General features: G+C 58.3%; 18 protein-coding genes and 1 pseudogene. 9 read left to right on the forward strand and 10 right to left on the reverse strand.

Annotation, left to right across the window (positions count from 1 at the left end):
* Positions 1-185: 185 nt before the first annotated feature.
* On the forward strand, positions 186-767 hold the full coding sequence (locus Q0O99_RS16450) for a Fe-Mn family superoxide dismutase (protein ID WP_293753055.1): 582 nt from the start codon (positions 186-188) through the stop codon (positions 765-767).
* A gap of 200 nt (positions 768-967) precedes the next feature.
* Here the strand turns inward: Q0O99_RS16450 and Q0O99_RS16455 are convergent, their stop codons facing one another.
* Positions 968-1,729: an SDR family NAD(P)-dependent oxidoreductase gene (locus Q0O99_RS16455; RefSeq protein WP_293753056.1), complete on the reverse strand. Its 762-nt coding sequence runs from the start codon at positions 1,727-1,729 to the stop codon at positions 968-970.
* 127 nt (positions 1,730-1,856) lie between these two features.
* Here Q0O99_RS16455 and Q0O99_RS16460 point away from each other — a divergent pair, with 127 nt between their 5' ends.
* The 5 genes from Q0O99_RS16460 (at position 1,857) to Q0O99_RS16480 (ending at position 5,199) form a co-directional block, all read left to right on the forward strand.
* Entirely contained in the window at positions 1,857-2,966 is a 1,110-nt protein-coding gene (locus Q0O99_RS16460; RefSeq protein WP_293753057.1) for an NAD(P)/FAD-dependent oxidoreductase, read from the forward strand.
* Between the two features lie 156 nt (positions 2,967-3,122).
* A complete protein-coding gene (locus Q0O99_RS16465) occupies positions 3,123-3,626 on the forward strand; it encodes a hypothetical protein (protein WP_293753058.1) in 504 nt (167 codons plus the stop codon).
* Positions 3,627-3,707: 81 nt separating this feature from the next.
* Entirely contained in the window at positions 3,708-4,523 is an 816-nt protein-coding gene (locus Q0O99_RS16470; protein ID WP_293753059.1) for a thioesterase family protein, read from the forward strand.
* A 96-nt stretch (positions 4,524-4,619) separates the two neighbouring features.
* Entirely contained in the window at positions 4,620-4,919 is a 300-nt protein-coding gene (locus tag Q0O99_RS16475; protein WP_293753060.1) for a BrnT family toxin, read from the forward strand.
* The gene (locus Q0O99_RS16480) at positions 4,825-5,199 is read left to right on the forward strand and encodes a BrnA antitoxin family protein (RefSeq protein WP_367185256.1); all 375 of its coding nucleotides are present in this window, start codon (positions 4,825-4,827) and stop codon (positions 5,197-5,199) included. The genes Q0O99_RS16475 and Q0O99_RS16480 overlap by 95 nt, the downstream gene beginning before the upstream one ends.
* Before the next feature lie 42 nt (positions 5,200-5,241).
* Here the strand turns inward: Q0O99_RS16480 and Q0O99_RS16485 are convergent.
* Positions 5,242-5,361 (reverse strand): annotated as a pseudogene (locus Q0O99_RS16485) (quinone-dependent dihydroorotate dehydrogenase); the annotation flags it as partial.
* Between the two features lie 169 nt (positions 5,362-5,530).
* Between Q0O99_RS16485 and Q0O99_RS16490 the strand changes: the two are divergent.
* Both Q0O99_RS16490 and Q0O99_RS16495 read left to right on the forward strand, forming a co-directional pair.
* Positions 5,531-5,935 carry a hypothetical protein gene (locus Q0O99_RS16490; protein ID WP_293753061.1) on the forward strand — a complete coding sequence of 135 codons (405 nt, stop codon included), beginning with the start codon at positions 5,531-5,533 and terminating at the stop codon, positions 5,933-5,935.
* 302 nt (positions 5,936-6,237) lie between these two features.
* On the forward strand, positions 6,238-7,545 hold the full coding sequence (locus Q0O99_RS16495; RefSeq protein WP_293753062.1) for a S8 family serine peptidase: 1,308 nt from the start codon (positions 6,238-6,240) through the stop codon (positions 7,543-7,545).
* Between the two features lie 19 nt (positions 7,546-7,564).
* On the opposite strand, the gene Q0O99_RS16500 is transcribed toward Q0O99_RS16495, so the two are convergent.
* The 4 genes from Q0O99_RS16500 to Q0O99_RS16515 all read right to left on the reverse strand — a co-directional run bounded on the left by Q0O99_RS16500 (position 7,565) and on the right by Q0O99_RS16515 (position 11,895).
* Complete coding sequence (locus tag Q0O99_RS16500; RefSeq protein ID WP_293753063.1) at positions 7,565-8,455, reverse strand: tail fiber domain-containing protein; 891 nt, start codon at positions 8,453-8,455, stop codon at positions 7,565-7,567.
* Position 8,456: 1 nt separating this feature from the next.
* Complete coding sequence (locus Q0O99_RS16505) at positions 8,457-9,359, reverse strand: hypothetical protein (RefSeq protein ID WP_293753064.1); 903 nt, start codon at positions 9,357-9,359, stop codon at positions 8,457-8,459.
* Positions 9,360-9,440: 81 nt separating this feature from the next.
* The gene (locus tag Q0O99_RS16510; RefSeq protein WP_293753065.1) at positions 9,441-10,877 is read right to left on the reverse strand and encodes a tail fiber domain-containing protein; all 1,437 of its coding nucleotides are present in this window, start codon (positions 10,875-10,877) and stop codon (positions 9,441-9,443) included.
* 148 nt (positions 10,878-11,025) lie between these two features.
* Entirely contained in the window at positions 11,026-11,895 is an 870-nt protein-coding gene (locus tag Q0O99_RS16515; RefSeq protein ID WP_293753066.1) for a hypothetical protein, read from the reverse strand.
* Between the two features lie 184 nt (positions 11,896-12,079).
* Between Q0O99_RS16515 and Q0O99_RS16520 the strand changes: the two genes are divergently transcribed.
* Positions 12,080-12,559 carry a lytic transglycosylase domain-containing protein gene (locus Q0O99_RS16520; protein WP_293753067.1) on the forward strand — a complete coding sequence of 160 codons (480 nt, stop codon included), beginning with the start codon at positions 12,080-12,082 and terminating at the stop codon, positions 12,557-12,559.
* Between the two features lie 97 nt (positions 12,560-12,656).
* On the opposite strand, the gene Q0O99_RS16525 is transcribed toward Q0O99_RS16520, so the two are convergent.
* The 4 genes from Q0O99_RS16525 to Q0O99_RS16540 form a co-directional block, all read right to left on the reverse strand.
* Positions 12,657-13,268: a type 4 pilus major pilin gene (locus Q0O99_RS16525; protein WP_293753068.1), complete on the reverse strand. Its 612-nt coding sequence runs from the start codon at positions 13,266-13,268 to the stop codon at positions 12,657-12,659.
* Positions 13,269-13,350: 82 nt separating this feature from the next.
* On the reverse strand, positions 13,351-13,962 hold the full coding sequence (locus Q0O99_RS16530) for a type 4 pilus major pilin (protein ID WP_293753069.1): 612 nt from the start codon (positions 13,960-13,962) through the stop codon (positions 13,351-13,353).
* A gap of 127 nt (positions 13,963-14,089) precedes the next feature.
* On the reverse strand, positions 14,090-15,163 hold the full coding sequence (locus tag Q0O99_RS16535) for a type II secretion system F family protein (RefSeq protein ID WP_293753070.1): 1,074 nt from the start codon (positions 15,161-15,163) through the stop codon (positions 14,090-14,092).
* Positions 15,164-15,168: 5 nt separating this feature from the next.
* Complete coding sequence (locus Q0O99_RS16540) at positions 15,169-16,911, reverse strand: ATPase, T2SS/T4P/T4SS family (RefSeq protein WP_293753071.1); 1,743 nt, start codon at positions 16,909-16,911, stop codon at positions 15,169-15,171.
* Positions 16,912-17,008: the final 97 nt, after the last annotated feature.

Here is a 17,008-nt window from a genome sequence, read left to right on the forward strand (position 1 = left end):
TGGGGCCAGGGCTCTTCATACGGGGGTACCCAAAATCGTCGCCCTGGCCCCACCCCGCCAAGGCGATGTGATTCAGATGACCACGGCTGCCAGACTCTCCAGAGTCCCGAATACCCAAGGGGCGATCGTGCTGCCCCTAAAATGCGTGGGTTGTTTTTCAATTCGCATCAACACAAGGACCCCTCATGGAACACACTTTGCCCGCACTGCCTTACGCGATCGACGCTTTGGCCCCTCACTACAGCCAGGAAACCCTGGAGTTTCACCACGGCAAGCACCACAATGCTTATGTGGTGAACCTGAACAACCTGCAAAAAGGCACTGAATTCGAGAGCATGTCCCTCGAAGACATCATCAAGAAGTCCAGTGGTGGTGTTTACAACAACTCGGCCCAGATCTGGAACCACACCTTCTTCTGGAACTGCATGAAGCCCAACGGCGGTGGCGAGCCCACAGGTGCTTTGGCCACAGCCATCAACGCCAAGTTCGGCAGCTACGCCGCTTTCAAAGAAGCCTTCGTCAAGAGCGCCGTGGGCAATTTCGGCTCTGGCTGGACATGGCTTGTGAAGAAAGCCGACGGCTCGGTCGACATCGTCAACATGGGCGCTGCGGGCACCCCCTTGACCACCGGCGACACCGCCTTGTTGACCGTGGACGTCTGGGAACACGCCTACTACATCGACTACCGCAACATGCGCCCCAAGTTCGTGGAGACTTTCCTCAGCAACTTGGTGAACTGGTCTTTCGCCGAGAAGAACTTCGGCTGATCGATTCAAGCTTCAAGTCACAAAGCCCGCTGATGCGGGCTTTGTGCTTTGAGGGGCCGAAGGTAAATGGGGCCCTTGAACTGTCTTGCGATCAACCATGGAGCTGAGAACGGGGTGGGGCCGGGCGCCGATTTCTGGTACCCCAGCATGAGGCGCCCGGCCCCACCCCGTTCTCAGCGGACCTCGCACAAACAAGCACCTCAGCGAATCATCATCCCGCCATCGGCCACCACGGTCTGGCCCGTCACATAGTTGGCTGCAGGGCTCGCCAAAAACACCGCGATGCCGCCAATGTCATCCGCCTCACCCATGCGGCGCAAAGGCGCTTGGCTGTTGTATTTGGCGCTCAGCACCGGGTCTTCGTGCAGTGCCTTGGCAAAGTCGGTCTTGATCAGGCCCGGGGCGATGCAGTTCACACGGATGTTGTCCGGGCCCCATTCCACCGCCAGGTTGCGCGCCAGCTGCATGTCGGCCGCCTTGGACAGGTTGTAGGCCCCAATGACCGAGGAGCCGTGCAGCCCGCCAATGGACGACACGATCACGATGGCGCCGTCTTTTTGGGCCTTCATGTCGGGGTAGACCAGGTTGCACAACCAGGCATTCGACAAAACGTTGTTGCGCATGACCTTGTCAAACACCTCGTCGCTCATGCCTGTGGCTGGACCGTAATAGGGGTTGGTGGCCGCATTGCACACCAAAATGTCGATAACCCCCCAGGTCTGGCGGGTCTGCGCAATCAGGTTTTGCAACTGCTCCTTGTTGGAGATGCTGGCCGCAATGGCCATGGCTTGGCCACCTGCAGCCTGAATCTCTTTGACCACCACTTCGCAAGCGTCTTGTTTGCGGCTGGACACGACCACCTTGGCACCCGCCTTGGCCAGGTGGTGCGCAATGGACCGGCCAATGCCCCGACTGGAACCAGTGACCACGGCGACTTTGTCTTGAAGATTGAACAGCGACATGAATGGGACTCCTTGTTGGATGCATGGCAGTCTGCCCGGGTGCTTGGCCCCTGTCTGTCTTGCGGGTGTCAGCGGGGTGGGGCTGGCGCGCCCTCAAATCACCGCAGTCTGAGCCAAAATGCTGCCCATGGAACAAATTGAAGCTGTCGTGATCGGGGCCGGCGTGGTCGGCCTGGCTGTGGGGCGGGCGCTGGCGCTCTCGGGCCGCGAGGTGCTGGTGCTCGAATCGGAAAACGCCATCGGCACGGGTACCAGCTCGCGCAACAGCGAGGTCATTCACGCAGGCATTTATTACCCGGCTGGCTCGCTCAAGGCGCGGCTGTGTGTTCAGGGCAAACAGATGCTTTACGCTTATTGCGCCGAGCGCGGCGTGACGCACCGGCAGCTGGGCAAGCTCATCGTGGCCACTAGCCTTGAGCAAGTGCTGGCGCTGGACGGCATCATGGCCAAAGCCACCGCCAACGGTGTGCACGATTTGCAAAAACTCACGGCTGGCCAGGCCCGGGCGCTGGAGCCTGCGCTGGCTTGCGAGGCAGCGCTGCTTTCACCCAGCACCGGGGTGATTGACAGCCACGGCTTCATGCTCGCCTTGCAAGGCGACATGGAAAACGCTGGCGGTCTGTTGGCGCTGGTCTCGCCTGTGCAGCGCATTGCCGTGCGGCAAGGCACGGCCAGCCACCCGATTCGGGTGTGTACGCAAGACGGCACCGAGTTGGCGTGCAAGGTGCTGGTCAACGCGGCGGGGCTGAGCGCCGTGGCCATCGCGCGGGGCATGGACGGGCTGGACAAAAGCCTGCTGCCGTCAGCGCACTACGCCAAGGGCAACTACTTCACGCTCTCGGGCAAAGCGCCGTTTTCGCGTCTGATTTACCCGGTGCCCGAAAAAGCCGGTTTGGGCGTGCACCTCACGCTCGATCTGGGCGGCCAGGCCAAGTTCGGTCCAGACGTGCAGTGGGTCGAAGACCCCGCCGATCTGCAGGTTGACCCGCGCCGGGGAGACGCCTTTTATGCCGAGGTGCGCAAATATTGGCCGGGTTTGGCCGATGGCGCTTTGCAGGCAGGTTATGCGGGCATGCGCCCCAAGATCAACGCCCCGCACGAAGCAGCGGCCGACTTCATGATCCAAGGCCCCGCCGAACATGGTGCGCCCGGTCTGGTGAACCTGCTGGGCATCGAGTCGCCGGGCTTGACCAGCTCGCTGGCAATGGCTCAAGAGGTCTGCGCTCGGTTGGCCTGAGCCATCGTGACCCACTGCTAGCCCTTCATGCACCCTTCGTCTTCATTTTTTCAGCGGTTGTTTCAACGGGTCGAAACCGCGCTTTTGCGCCATGGCTCCGAGCCAAGAACCATTTTTCTGTTGGCCATTTTTTCGGTTTTGGATGGGTTTTTGCCCATGTTGCCCGCAGAAATGTTTGTGCTGGCCTTGTGCATTTTCCAACCGCAAAACGGCCTGCGCATTGTGCTGTTGTTCGCAGCCGCATCTGCATTGAGTGCCTTTTTGTTGGCCTTGGGCATGGGCACGCTGACGGCATCTGCCGAATCGTTGAGCCACAAGCTGATGGGGTCACAAGGGCCACAGGTATTGGCCATGCTGCGAGACTCGGGACCGGTCAGCATGGTGTTTTTTTCGGTCTTTCCAGACTCACCGCGATCGGCTATCGCGTTGTTCGCCTTGAGTGGGGTGCCACCCGAGTCGATCTGCGCGATGGTGTTCATCGGCAAACTGATGCTCTACACCGAGCTGTTGTTGTTGATCCATCATTTGCCGTCCAGGGTGGGCAGGTGGCGAGGTGTTGGGCCATTCTGGGTGCGATGGTTACAGCGCCGCGCCAGCCGCTTCGTGGCCTATTGCCGCCGAATCCGCAGGCGTGCGAGGTGCCTCAAGCAGGGCACTTGAACATCCCCAGTAATTCAAAATGCGCACCTCTGTTTTGTTTATCTCTTGAGAGACAGCACAGCGTGAACAGGCGCGTCTATCATGACCTGCATGCACCCTTTTGACGAAGCCATAGATCTCCAAGCCAGCGCGCCCCACGAATTCACCGGCGCGACTCATCCGGCCTATGCCAACATGGTCGGGCCCTTTGGCGGCACGACTTCGGCACAGTTGCTGCAGTCGGCCATGCTGCACGCCGAGCGCCTGGGCGATCCCGTCGCCCTGACGGTCAATTTTGCGGCCCCGGTGGCCGATGGCGAGATCCGCTTTGTGGCCCGGCCCGTGCGAACCAACCGATCGACCCAGCACTGGATCATCGAGGCGCACCAGACAGAAGGCGTGGTGGCCACCGCCACGGCGGTGTTTGCGGTGCGACGCGAGACTTGGTCGGATGTGGAGGCCCTGATGCCGGCCAACGTGCCTGCGCCTGAGGATGTGCCGCGCATGCCCGTGAAAGGCATGCCCGCTTGGCCGCAGCGCTACGACATGCGTTTTGTTGAAGGCGCGTTTCCCACTGCCTTTGACGAGCAGGAGCAAGCCCATTCGCGCTCGACCCTGTGGGTGCGCGACGAGCCTGCGCGGGCGCTGGACTTTGCCTCCTTGGCCGCCATCAGTGACAGCTTTTTCCCGCGCATCTACATCCGCCGTCGCCGCCGGGCCATGATTGGTACGGTGACCCTCACCACCTATTTCCACGCCGACAGCGCCTTGCTGGCGCAAGTGGGCACGCGGCATGTGCTGGGCGTGGCCAAGGCGCTGAACTACCGCCACGGCTATTTTGACCAGACCGGCGAGCTGTGGAGCCCCGAAGGCCAACTGCTGGCGAGCACGCACCAGCTCGTGTATTTTAAGGACTGAGCAAGAACGTGTCTCTGTCGCTGAGATCACTTTGCGGCGGACCCTGCAAGCTTTTTTGGTCTTAACAGCTCAGTTATTCGCATCTCCATTGATTCAATGTATGTCAAGCTGAGTTGGGATGAAATCAAGAGGCAAATCAACCTGCGCAAGCACGGTCTGGACTTTGCCTTGGCAAGTGTTGTTCTGGATTCCCGGTATCGGTTGGACATCCCGGTGGTTCGCGGCACAGAGCCGCGAACATGGTCCACGTCGTATGTGATGAGATTTTTGGCTGCTTTGCCGGTGGTACACACGGCGCGTGATGCGTCTTGTCGAATCATCAGCTTCCGCCGTGCCAATCGCGAAGAAAGAGAGACCTACCTTGTCTGGATCGAAAATGAATGCGATGAGCCTTGAAGAGCTGATAACGGCTTTGAAGGTCAAGGAGCGCGAGGCCCCTTATGTTTGGGACGGCCAAGACGAGGACGAGCGTACGGCGACGCCAGAGGAATTGGCGCATCGCTTAGCGTTGGCCCGCAAACGCGGCAGGCCTGCAGGCAGTGGCGTCAAGGAGCAGGTCGCCATCCGTTTGGACAAGGAGATCCTGGAGGCTTTTCGCGCCGAAGGGAAGGGTTGGCAAACGCGCATCAACCAGGCATTGAGGCGCTATCTGGCGGAACACCCTACACAGTCGTGAACAACGTAGCAGCCGTGAACACCGAAGCAGGCTGCGTTGTGATCAACGTTTCATCTGCTGCAAAGCGCTGGCCACTTCGGTGACCAGCGCTGTCCCTTTGTAGATGAGGCCGCTGTAGACCTGAACCACATCCGCACCGGCTTCGATTTTGGCGATGGCGTCATAAATCGGGGTCAGATACCAATTACTCTAGGCTGCATCACGTCACCTGCCGCGCCCAAACCAACAGCGCCACCACCAGCATCTCGGACCGCACACTCGCCTTTGTCTACGGCCCCGACACCAACGCGTTAAACAGACCGTCACCCTGACGGGGAACGCCCCCACCAACATGATGGGCGGCACCACCTGGTACCTGCACGGCCAGAACAACGCGCTCTTGTTTGAAAAAGAGATCAAAGCCAACGGCGTCACAGAAAACCGCCACTACCTGCAAGCGGCTGGCATGACCTTTGCCAAGGCACCGGGCAACCTGCAAAGTGACAACCGGTATGCGCATGTGATGAACAACCCGTTGGCGTATGCGGACCCGAGTGGGTATATCGGTTTCAAGAAATTGTTGAGGATTGCGGTGGTGGTGTGCGTGGCGTTTTTACGGCTGGGTCTATGCAACCTTGGGCGCTTCTCAATGGGTACAGCATCGCTGAGGCAAAAATCTTGTCTGGTGCCACAGGAGGCGCAGCGGCAGGCGCAACAGGGGCCGCCATCAACGGCGGCACAGTCTGAGGCCTCTTGAGTTCTGGCCAAGACGGTCGGTCCAAGCTGGTACGCAGGAATGACAAGGCCCTGCTGCTGGTAGTGGGCAATTTCGGCAGACGTGAGGGCAGACAGCATGGGGACTCCTTGCAAAAACACATAGTCAACCAAGCCGCATCCAAATGTGTAGAAAAGAAGTTTCTTTATCTAAAATAAATATTTTTAGTATTATAAAATATACGAAAATAAATTTTTAATTTACATTCCAGCTCGGTGACATGCGCGCGAGCACACCTGATCGACCGGTGCCCACGTTGTACTCACACACAGAGGAAATGCCCCATGAAGCCCAGCCCATTCAAAACTCGATCGTGGATCCTGTGTGGGCTCGTCTTGCTGCTGTTGAGTGCTTGTGGCGGTTCTTCGACGGTCAGTTTGGATAACGGTAACGGCTCCAACTCCAACGCCAACGCCACCCTCGCCTTTGACCAAGTGGTCCATGGGAGCAATGCTTCAATGATTTACGGTGCGGTCTCGCAAGGCATTGAATTTGGTGCACGTGCGCACCTCAGCGATGTCGGCGCGGACGCCTCTGTGACCGGCAAAGGCGTGACCATCGCGATCATTGACGACTTTGTCACGGCTGAATCCACCCGCATCCTGTTCCCGTCCATCACCCGCAAATCAATCAGCTCGGGCGCAGGGGGCACCAACACCACCCTCATCAACTGCACCCTCACGTACCAGTGGGACACGACGTGGACGCATGGCGACCTGGTCGCCAATATTGCAGGCGCCAGCTCGACGCCATGGAGCGCCAAAAGTGTGAATTTGCAAGTGGCCAGTGTTTCAAACAATCCCGCGTGTGCTTCTACTTTTTACGCCGGGGCGCCCAGTTCCACCCTGCTCGCGCAGTTGAACACCAACGCGGTGCCTGGCGTTGCATCGGGCGCCAAGATTCTCCGCGACCCGGTCGTACTGGGTACCGACGGTGGAACAGAGGCTGTCGTCAACGTCCACGGGCATTTGGTCAATGCGCTGACTGACAAGACCGTTGGCGTGATCAACCTCAGTCTAGGTGCTGACATTAAAGCTTCGACCGGCGACAGTCTTGCAGACGTCATCGCTGAGGCGACCGAAAAGTTACCCATCTCCACCTCGGTCAATGCCGTTATCACGGTGGCAGCGGGCAACAGTGGACTGGCCTGCAACCAAGATAATTTAGCAGGCTGTAATGTGGTAGCGGCCGCTTTGGTCAATCAAGTGCCCACCGCCACCTCGACGATTGTGGTGGGCGCGTTGACGGCAGGCGGCAAAATTGCCGACTATTCAACCCGACCCGGCAGCCTGATGAACCGCTTTATCTGGGCCTCTGGCGAATCGGGGTTTTACCCCAACGCCAACGGCAGCAATGCACAAGGCACTTCGTTTGCGGCGCCCCGCGTCGCGGGCGTGGCGGCCTTGCTGCGGCAAAAATACCCAAGCCTCACCTCCAGCCAAATTTGTGACCTGATCTTGGACTCTGCCAGCAAAGACATAGACAACGACGGTGTGGGTGACTTTACGGGTGTCAGTCCGATTTATGGGCGCGGCAAACTCAGCTTGGCCAATGCCTTGGCCTTAGCGGCAACCCGTTACCCCACGCTCTAATCAGACAGCACCACGGGATTCAACCGCGCTCAGGCAAGGCAGTCCACGCGCGGATTTTCATGTGCATGTACAGGCACGCGCACAGGCAGGCCAAAGTCAGAGCGCCCAATATCGCTGTCCATTTCAAAGGGCCAAGACCGCTGGCCCTGGCAGGCAGGGCGTTGAATGTTTGAATCTGGCCGTGCAGCTCTTGCACAGACTTGACGAGCGAGGGGATGAAGCTGTCGTATTGCAGCGCATAAAAATCTTCTGCATGCTGCGGTTTAACCAGGCTCGGAAACTGGGGATCAGCTTGTTCCACCTCTTGGGCAATGAAGCCGACCCGGGGGTCTGCACTGCCTTTGAATTGGTACTGCACCGGCTTGAGTTGCCGGATAAAAGACAGGCCGCGCGCACTGTCCGAGATGTTCGTCTTCAAAGCCCGGTCTGACGGGGTGGGCCAGGCTGCGACAGAGCCGACGAAGAAATTTTTTAAATCGGGGTTTTTACCCAAGGTGATTGTGTTGCCCGCAGCACTGCTGCGATGCCCCAGGCTGATCGCACCGTCTAAGGAACTTGTACCTGAGGTGTCACCAGCAAAAAAGCCGACACAAATAGCATTGGAGCCTGATGGCGTACCTGAAGTACCACCCATAAAAATATGGTTCGAGCCTATAACGTTTGTTCCACCGGCAGAACGCCCAATGAAAATATTCGCACTCCCCTGATTCTGCCAACCTGCACTTTCACCCACAAAAGTGTTGTAAAAACCCGGCTCCGGGTTCGACAGATCCAAAACTGTCAGCCCACGAGCGCCATCGACCCCCTTTGGGGGCGCACCAAAACTTGAACTTGTTTGCGCTTGCACAGGCATACAGGCCCAGGCCCATAACAGCGCGACATAAACCGATCCCTTTAATTTAGCGGTCATGTCATTTTTGCGTATAAAAATTGCGGCCGCTGTTATCGCCGATATACACGCTGAAGCTGCCGGTGTTACCTGTACGTTGTCCCAAATACACAGCGTTGTTGTCGCTGGTATTGAGTGGACTCCAAGCTGAGCCTGTCCAAAAGTAGAGCGCACCAGAGAGTGTGACCAGCCCAATGTCGCTGATTTGACTGACGTTCAGCGGTGTCGATAAGTCGGCGGCATTGGCCTGGGGCGGCTTCCACCTGGGGTGATCACTGATGGGATACCGGGCGGCTAAAAATTGTTTGGCATCACTGGTATGGAGCATGGCCAAGCCGGCTTGCGCCGTCAATGTGGCGGGGACGGCATGCGACCATGTGCTATTACTGCTTTTGAAAAGGGCGGGGTTATCCGGGTAGGTGTAGCCCATAGAGATGTAACTGTCGTTCACCACAAGGCTGGTCAACAGGGCGTCGAACTTGCCATTGTGCAAGGCCACGGGCTGCGTCCAGTACACATCCAAATCGATGCTGCAGGCATTGCCGGTACAGCCTGTAGGCGTGATGGCAATGGCAGTGGTGTAACTCCCTACACCACCCCAGGGCAGACCGGGATAGGTGCTTGCCGTGGCGCTGGGCAAGGCCAGCAAGCCAAGCATCATCAATTCGTCAGCCGTGGGCGAGAGCAAATTGAGAACGTTCACCTGAGCGTTCGTCACGGGATTTTTGTAGCTGATGGCCATGGGTGTGGCGGCTGTCAAATTATTCCAATAGGTCAGGCTGTACAGTGATAAGCCATACAACACCTCACGCATGGCGATGGCCACTTGCGCCCCCTTTATGTCTTTGTTGGCGCTGATGCGCGTCCATTGCGCATTCAAAATCGCCAGGGTAGCGACCAGAACATAAATAGCGAGTCGGAGCATGTTGGTATCAGTTCATCGTCATCAAATGATGCCACCATGGGACTGGGGCGAAGGGGCTGATGCAAGCTATGAACGCCCACATCATCGGGGCGCAAGCTGTTTGTATTTCTGGTAGGTCAGCCCCGTCACAAGCAGCATACAAAGCAAGACCAAAAAGGCACTCACCTCTACTGCACGGATCAAAGGGCTCGATGCCCCGCGCTGTGATTGCGCAGCGGCCAATTGGCTGTCCAGCTCTTGGATCGACAACACCAAGGCGGGGATGAACGAGGTGTATGTCAGTGCGTAATGGCCATTGGCATAGGCGGGTTGAATGACGCCTGGAAAGCCCGGCGCCACTTTTTCCACCTCTTGCGCAATGAAGCCGGTTTGCTGACGACCGTCGCGGATCAAGGTGTAGTCCACAGGGCGCAAGTTGTCAATGAAAGACAAGCCGTACTGGCTGGGCTTGATGTTGGATTTCAAGCGCGCGTCAGACGTAGTTGCCAAGGTGGCGGAAGTGACCACACTGGTGATGGCATTTGCGCCTGTGGTGGGACCGAAGTAGGCCGTATTGGAGGCGTTGACGTTGATGCCGTTGCCTATGGCAATGGAATTAGTGACACCTGCAGTGACGGTCACGTTAGAGCCGAGAATCGTCAAATTAGAAGAACCATTTAACTGGTTTGCGCTGGAGTTGCCAACGATCGTGTTGAACGAGTTGGCCACCGAACTTGATGCACTGCTGCCTGATGAGGCGCCTATGGTGGTATTGAAACCACCTTTGGTTAACATGCCGGCGCTGTAACCGACCTGGGTGTTCCCCGTGGCAGAAGCACCCGTGTCGCTTCCAAGACCTGCGTTGACACCAATATGGGTATTTTGAATCCCCCCTGCACCGGCATTGGTACCCAAACTCACCGTGTTGTCGCTGGTGCTGTTCAAGGAGATCCATGCGGTGCCGTTCCAGAAATAAGCGGTATTCATATTGGTCACATGCCGCACATCGCCATGGGTGTTGCCCTCTGTCGGCAAGCTGTTCAGCGCAGTCACAGGCGACTTCCAAAACTGAGAAGTACTTAAACCACTGCCGTGCGCGAAAAAATTGTAAGCTGCTAACAGGCCTCCTAATTCGGGTTGTGGGCTGCTCACAGACCAGCCTGGGCCTTGAATGAGCGCCGGGGCACTTAGAGTCGAAAAACCGAAGTTTTGTGATGGACTGGAGGCGACGGCATCGCCTAAAAATTGGAGATCGGTCTTGCCGTTTTTCAAGAATTGATGTTGCAAATAAGTCAACTCTGTGAAAGGACAAATGGTGCTGGTAGCCGTGCAGGTAGCGGGGAAAGAGATCTGCGTCAGGTACGCCCCGCCGAAGCTTGAAGTGTTTGCAAAATCCGCCGATAAAAGTCCCAAGGCTTTCAACTCTGCCGCGGTGGGGGCCTTGGTGTTGGCCACTTTGTTAGCCCCGGCCATGATGGCGCTGCCATTGATCAGGGCAGTGCTGTTGTTGATCACATATTTGCTCAAGGCATCGCTCACGGTTTGCAGGGCTTTGGCCGTGGCTTTGGCCCGAGCGGTACCAAAGTCTTGCAGCGCGAGCATGGCCGAGCTGATGGTGATCATCATGACCACCATGATCGAAACGCCGATGGTGATGGGTGACATGGTCTTGCCCTGGAAATTGCGGTTATGGCGTTAAGGCCGGTATGACGTACTCGCCCTGATCGGTTGTCATGCGGCGCGTGACGGGGTCAAAATTCAAAAACGTCATGCCGCCCGGTAATTTGTCACCCGGTGGCACCAAACGGGGCTTGCCTTTGTCTGAGACCAGCACGCCGCTGGGCGAAATCGCATAAACGGGCAAAGACAATTCTTCGCGACGAGCCGTTTTAGCGGCTGCTTTGTCACCCTCCTTTTCACCCTCCTTTTCCCCCGCTTTGTTCGCTGCCAATGCTTTCAACATGGCCGCCTCGGCGCCCCAGGCCTTGGCATTTTTCAAAGTCTTTTTCTCCAGCTCGGCCACTTTGGCAATCAGAGCGTCGACGCTGGCGACCAAATTCTCCAACTGCTGCCGATCGCTCGCAGGCAGGCGCTCGGTGTTGGCGTTGGCGTTGGCGTTGGCGTGGGGCAAAACCGCCGCCGGTGCAAACCCCGGTGCCGCCGCCGTGGCTGGTGCCACTGGATTTGCCTGCGCACTCTGTAGCTCTGCCTCGGGGCCCGGCGCGGCTGGGGTGACGGACGTGGCCGTAGGCGCAGCAAGCACAGGTGCTGGTGAGGCTTGTGAGACTGGTGCGGCAGGTGCTGCGGGGGCCACAGAACCTTCAACAGCGGCAGTCTGGCGCACCGCGCTCGGTGGCTGACGCGGCGGTGCGCTGCCCATGACGTGCAGCACCCCCAATGCGTCGAGCACCAGCAGGCTGCTCACCGTTAACACCACCCCGGCCACTACGGCTGCGGACAACTGCAGCCATCTGTACCAAGGTCGACCCTCTGTGGCCGGGCTGTTGAAACGGGCGGGGGCTTCGTCAAGTGGGGGAAATTGGTCGTTCAAAAGCATTTTCAAGTTCTCCAAATCAAGTGAGGGACAGCGCAGCGGCGCATCCGTACAATGGCCTGCATCGGGGGTGCGCCATTTGCGGTTTTTGAGTTCTTATCTGAGTCGAGTCTGTAGTGCCTGCACGGGGGGCCGCTGCTTGTTGCGCGCAGGCGTGCTGTGCGGGCTCGGCTTGGCGTGGGCACTGGTGGCGACCAGGCCGGCGCAGGCTTTTTGTTTTGCCCAGGCCGCACAAGACTATGGCGTCAACGAAGCGCTGTTGCGCGCCATTTCCAAGGTGGAAAGCAACAACCAGCCGCAAGCCCGTAACACCAACACCGACGGCAGCGTGGATGTGGGGCTGATGCAAATCAACTCGCGCCATTTCCCTGTACTGGCCCGCTACCACATCACCCCCCAGGCCCTCATGGAGCCGTGTCTCAACGTGCAAGTGGGGGCCTGGGTGCTGGCCCAGGCCATTGGGGTGCACGGCCCCACCTGGCGCGCGGTTGGCGCCTACAACGCCGGCGGCTCGCCGGCGCGTGAGGCACTTCGCGAAAAATACGTGGCCAAAGTCTGGCAGGCGTTGCAAATGCAAACACGGCCCAGCACCGCCCTGGCGCCTGCGCCCGTGGGGGCTATGCAGCCGCACACCGGCGCCGACCCGCTGGTGCACAACGCCCCTTGAGCGTGTTGCCGTGGCGAATCGGCCCGCACACTGCAAGCCGGTGCACGACAAAAATGACGCCCCATGGGGCATGGACAGGAGGTATGGCAACATGGCTTTAAGTGCGGGTAAAGGTCACCCGCAGCATGTTGGTGCTACCGGTACCGGAGCAAGCGGCAATGACCGATGCGGGGTCCATGGTCCCGCCGACTCCTTTGATGTTATGCGTCACGCTATGGTTGCCACCGCCCTGGATCGCGACCGCAAGGTTGTCAATGCGCATGGCCACGTCGCGGCATGAGGTGGCAGGCATGCCAAAAAATGAGAATGTGAGGCCGTCGTTTGAAGTGATCTCGGTGGGAAGAGCGACGCTCACCTGACCCTGGTATTGGTTGAGCACCGGGATGCTGCCGTTGCTGACGCTGAACGCAGAGGAGCCAAAAAAGCCCATGCTGATCAGTTGGGCGAGGGACGAGTTGCCAGTTGTGAACCCGTTTGTGCCCAGGACACTGCCATAGCGCATGGTGGCCGCCTTGAGATCGGCCAGGGCCGCCACATCGGTATTGACCTTGGCTTGCTGGACGTATTGAAAGCCAGCAAAGGAGCCGACCAGCGCGATGACGGAGACCAAAATACCAATAGCCACTTGCACGGTGGTGATGCCGCGCTGGGCTTGTTGGCGCACCGTCTGGCGCCGTGGGCAGAAAGCAGGTGAAGCGAAATTTTTCATGATGAAGTCCTTGAGTAGTGAATGGCGTTGGGCAGTGAACCGTGGCTCACTTTTTTTTCTCAGTGCGGATGCCGAGATGACTTTAAGTGCGGGTGAAGGTCACGATCAATTGGTTGTTGCTAGCAGGGCCGCAACCGGCAATGACCGACGCGGCGTCCAGGGTCCCGTTGAGGGGTTTGACCCAAGTGGTCCCACCGCTATTGCCGTTGAAGATTCTGATCGTGGTCGCAAGGTTGTCAATGCGCATGGCCACGTCGCGGCATGAGGTGGGAGGCATGCCGGCAAATGTGAATGTGAGGCCGTCAAAGTTTGAAGTGAGATCGTTGGGAATAGCGACGCTCACCCCACCCTGGTATTGGTTGAGCACGGCGGTGTTGCTGGTGACGCTGAACGCAGAGGAGCCAAAAAAGCCCATGCTGATCAGTTGGGTGAGGGACGAGTTGTTAGCTGTGAACCCGTTTGTGCCCAGGACACTGCCATAGCGCATGGTGGCCGTCTTGATATCGGCCATGGCCGCGACATCGGTATTGACCTTGGCTTGCTGGACGTATTGAAAGCCAGCGAAGGAGCCGACCAGCGCGATGACGGAGACCAAAATACCGATAGCCACTTGCACGGTGGTGATGCCGCGCTGGGCTTGTTGGCGCACCGTCTGGCGCCGTGGGAAGAAAGCAGGTGAAGAAAAGTTTCTCATGATGTAGTCCCTAAGAAGTGAATGGCGATTGAAAAAAAAAGTGGGGGGTTCAAGATGGGTTTAAGGCATTGCAGTTCTCCTTGGGTCAGGGCTAGGGTGAGGGGTGATGGGGGGGTGATGAGGGGGGTTAACGCGACTGGCTTTGCATGTAGCGACTGGTCGCTTCGTTCACGCCGCTTTGTTGCACCGCCATTTGGTACATAAAAACCATGCCGGTCAAAATAGAAAACACGGTGCCAGTCACGATGGTCATCGACTTGACGCGTTGCACGATCAGGGGCATGGCGTCGGTGCCCAAGTGCGACAGGGCCGAGTCAAAGCTTTTGTTGCGCGCGGCGTCTTCGATGAGGTCCAAAATTTTGTAAGAAAACAGGCCGGTGTTCATGGCGGTCAAAGGGTTGGCGCCGACCACCGCCAGTTTTTGGCGCATGTTCATGATGTGCCAATTGAGCCAGGGTGAGCCGCAATGTTGCATCCGTGCCAAGGCGGCGTCCAGCTCCATCCCCGCAGCCAGCAAACCGCCCAACACGCCCAAAAAAACCGCTGACTGCCGGTCGCGGTAAATAGACCAAGGCGGCACCCGGTCAAACACGCTGCGCACCCGACCTGTCCAGCGCGGGATGGACCAGAGGTAGAGAAAGATAAACACAAAAATAGAGCCCATCACCTGCCAGTGCTGGGCCAGGGCAATTTCAAAATGGATCAGCGGCAAGGTCCAGGCAGGCCAGTATTTTTCGGTCACAACTTTGAGCAACTCGGGCCACAGCGAGTTGCCGCAGAACCAACCGGTCAAGCAGATGGCTGCCAGGCTCATGGCCGGCTCGGCGATGGCGGCCAGCACCAAGCCATTGATCTCGGCGCTGGCGTTGCGCTGTGCATTGACCGAGCGCAGGCCTTGCGTCAGATGGCCGGAGGCTTCTGCGGCTTCAAGAATCAACGCTTCTTCTTGGGGGATGAAGGGGGCAATGGCCACGGCGAAAGCCATGCCGTTGTCCAGCCGCTTGACAATGGCGCGGTGCGCCAAGTGAATTTCGTTGTTGCGTGAAGCTTCGCGGCTGGCCCAGGCGCTGAACAGCTCACGGATGGTGGAGACTCTGCGCGAGCCGGTTTCGGCAAAGTTGGCTTCGAGCAGCGTGTAAATTTCACCTCGCTCGCTCATGAAGGCGTTTTTGGCCAGAAAAATAGACAGCTGATGGAGCATGGTGATCAATGTGGCGATGAAGTGGGGACCGTGGCCAAACGGCGCACAGCGGCGGGGGGCTCGATGGCATGCAAAAGGTAGGTGTCGAAGGCTTCAAAATCGGCTTCGATGTCGTTGGGGTCGACCAGTCCGGCGCAGGCTTTGTACAGCGCGTGCTCGTAGGCTGTTTTGCCTGCCATGACGCTGGAGTCAAAGCCGTGCTGGCGCTGCGAGCGCCACAGGTGTTCGACCTGCATCCAGTCGCGCTCACGGATGGCGTGCAAGATGGCTTCGTTGGGGGTCAGGATTTCGGCCACCACCGTCAGGCCTTTGGTGCCGGCCAGCCCCACTGACTCGACTTTGCAGTGTGGGCAGCCTTGTTCATTGGCGACAAACATGGTGCCCGGGTCGACTGCAAATTTATGGCGCAGCAGTTGTTGTGTGCGTTCAGGCAGGTGCGCGGTGGCGGGCAATTTGCAGTGCGGACACAGCTTGGGCAAAAGCTTTTGGTACATGACCGCCGAGAGGTATTTTTTGGCCGCCAGCGTGGAGGGGTGCAGGCCGATTTCTTCACCTGTCAAACGCGCCAACACGTCAACGCAGCCGTCGCCGTGCACGGTGGTGAACACGCGGTGGCCGGTGCGGTTGAATTCCGAGGCAAGGGAGGCGGAGTCGTGATCGCGAATTTCGCCCAGCATGAGCACATCGGGGTCCATGCGCAAGACGCTGCGCAGGGCCGATAAGAACTTCATTTTGACCACCGCGTCGGGGTCGTCGGAGTTACGCTGCACCGAGATTTGGCGCATGAAGGGGTTGAGGTATTCGACCGGATCTTCGACGCCAAAAATTTTCAGCTGCTCTCGCTCTGGCAGGGCGTAAATGAAGGAGCGCAGCGCCGTGGACTTGCCCGAGCCGGTGGAGCCGGCAATGACCATCATGCCGGCATTGCGGCGGATGGCGGGCAGGATTTGGGCCTCGACGTGGTAGGGCGAGTAGCCCAAGCTCTCGATGCTGGGGATGGTGCTTTTGGGGTCGCTTTCGAGCAAGCGCATGACCACGTCGTACCCGTTGACCAGGGGGTAGCCGTTGAAGCGCCCGTTGTAGGTTTTGTAGTTGACCACTTGCTCGGTGATCGTGTTCATGGGCCGTTCAAACGACAGCGCCCCAGCCGAGTTGGTGCCACTTTTGGTGCGCTTGGAGTACGCCGAGGACAGGGCGCCCTTGACCAGTTCAGTGGGCAGCCATTTCCATTCGCGCAGCCGTCCAAAAATGCGCAGCTTGATCGGGGTGGTCTTGGTGTTCGCGATTTCGAAATGGATGTCCGATGCTTCCAACTGGATGGCGGTGCTGACCAGATCGTCGTAGGCGACGATGAATTTGTTGTCTTCGTTCAAGACCACCGCGTCGTGGAACAACGCGCGTTTGTCGTGCTGGTTGCGAATGTCTTGCAGCAGCGCTTCGCTGGTGATCCATTCCCGCACGGGGGTGCATAAAAACCGCGGACCTTTGAGCGTGCTGAGCAAGCTCAGGTAGTTGCTGGAGCCGTAGAAGGTACTGGTGCAGAGCACGCCCACTTCGGCGCAACCCAAGTCGAGCACACACACTGATTTTTGCAATGTGATGTTGACGGTGTTGGGGATCACGCCCTTGAAAGTGCCCAGATCTTCCAGGCGGCTGATTTTGGCCGGGGTTTTGGAGGTACCGGCCGGCAAACCCGCACTGAGCGGGGGATCTGTCGTCAGCACAGGGTTGGGCAGTGGGGGGCTCATGGGGCTCATTAACTGACCTCGAAGTACATGACTTTGACTTCGCACTCTTGGCGCAGACTGCATTTGCTCAGGTGCACTGCTTGGGAGGTGATTTTTT

The sequence above is a fragment of the Limnohabitans sp. Rim8 genome (genome assembly GCF_945901735.1).
GTDB lineage: Bacteria > Pseudomonadota > Gammaproteobacteria > Burkholderiales > Burkholderiaceae_C > Limnohabitans_A.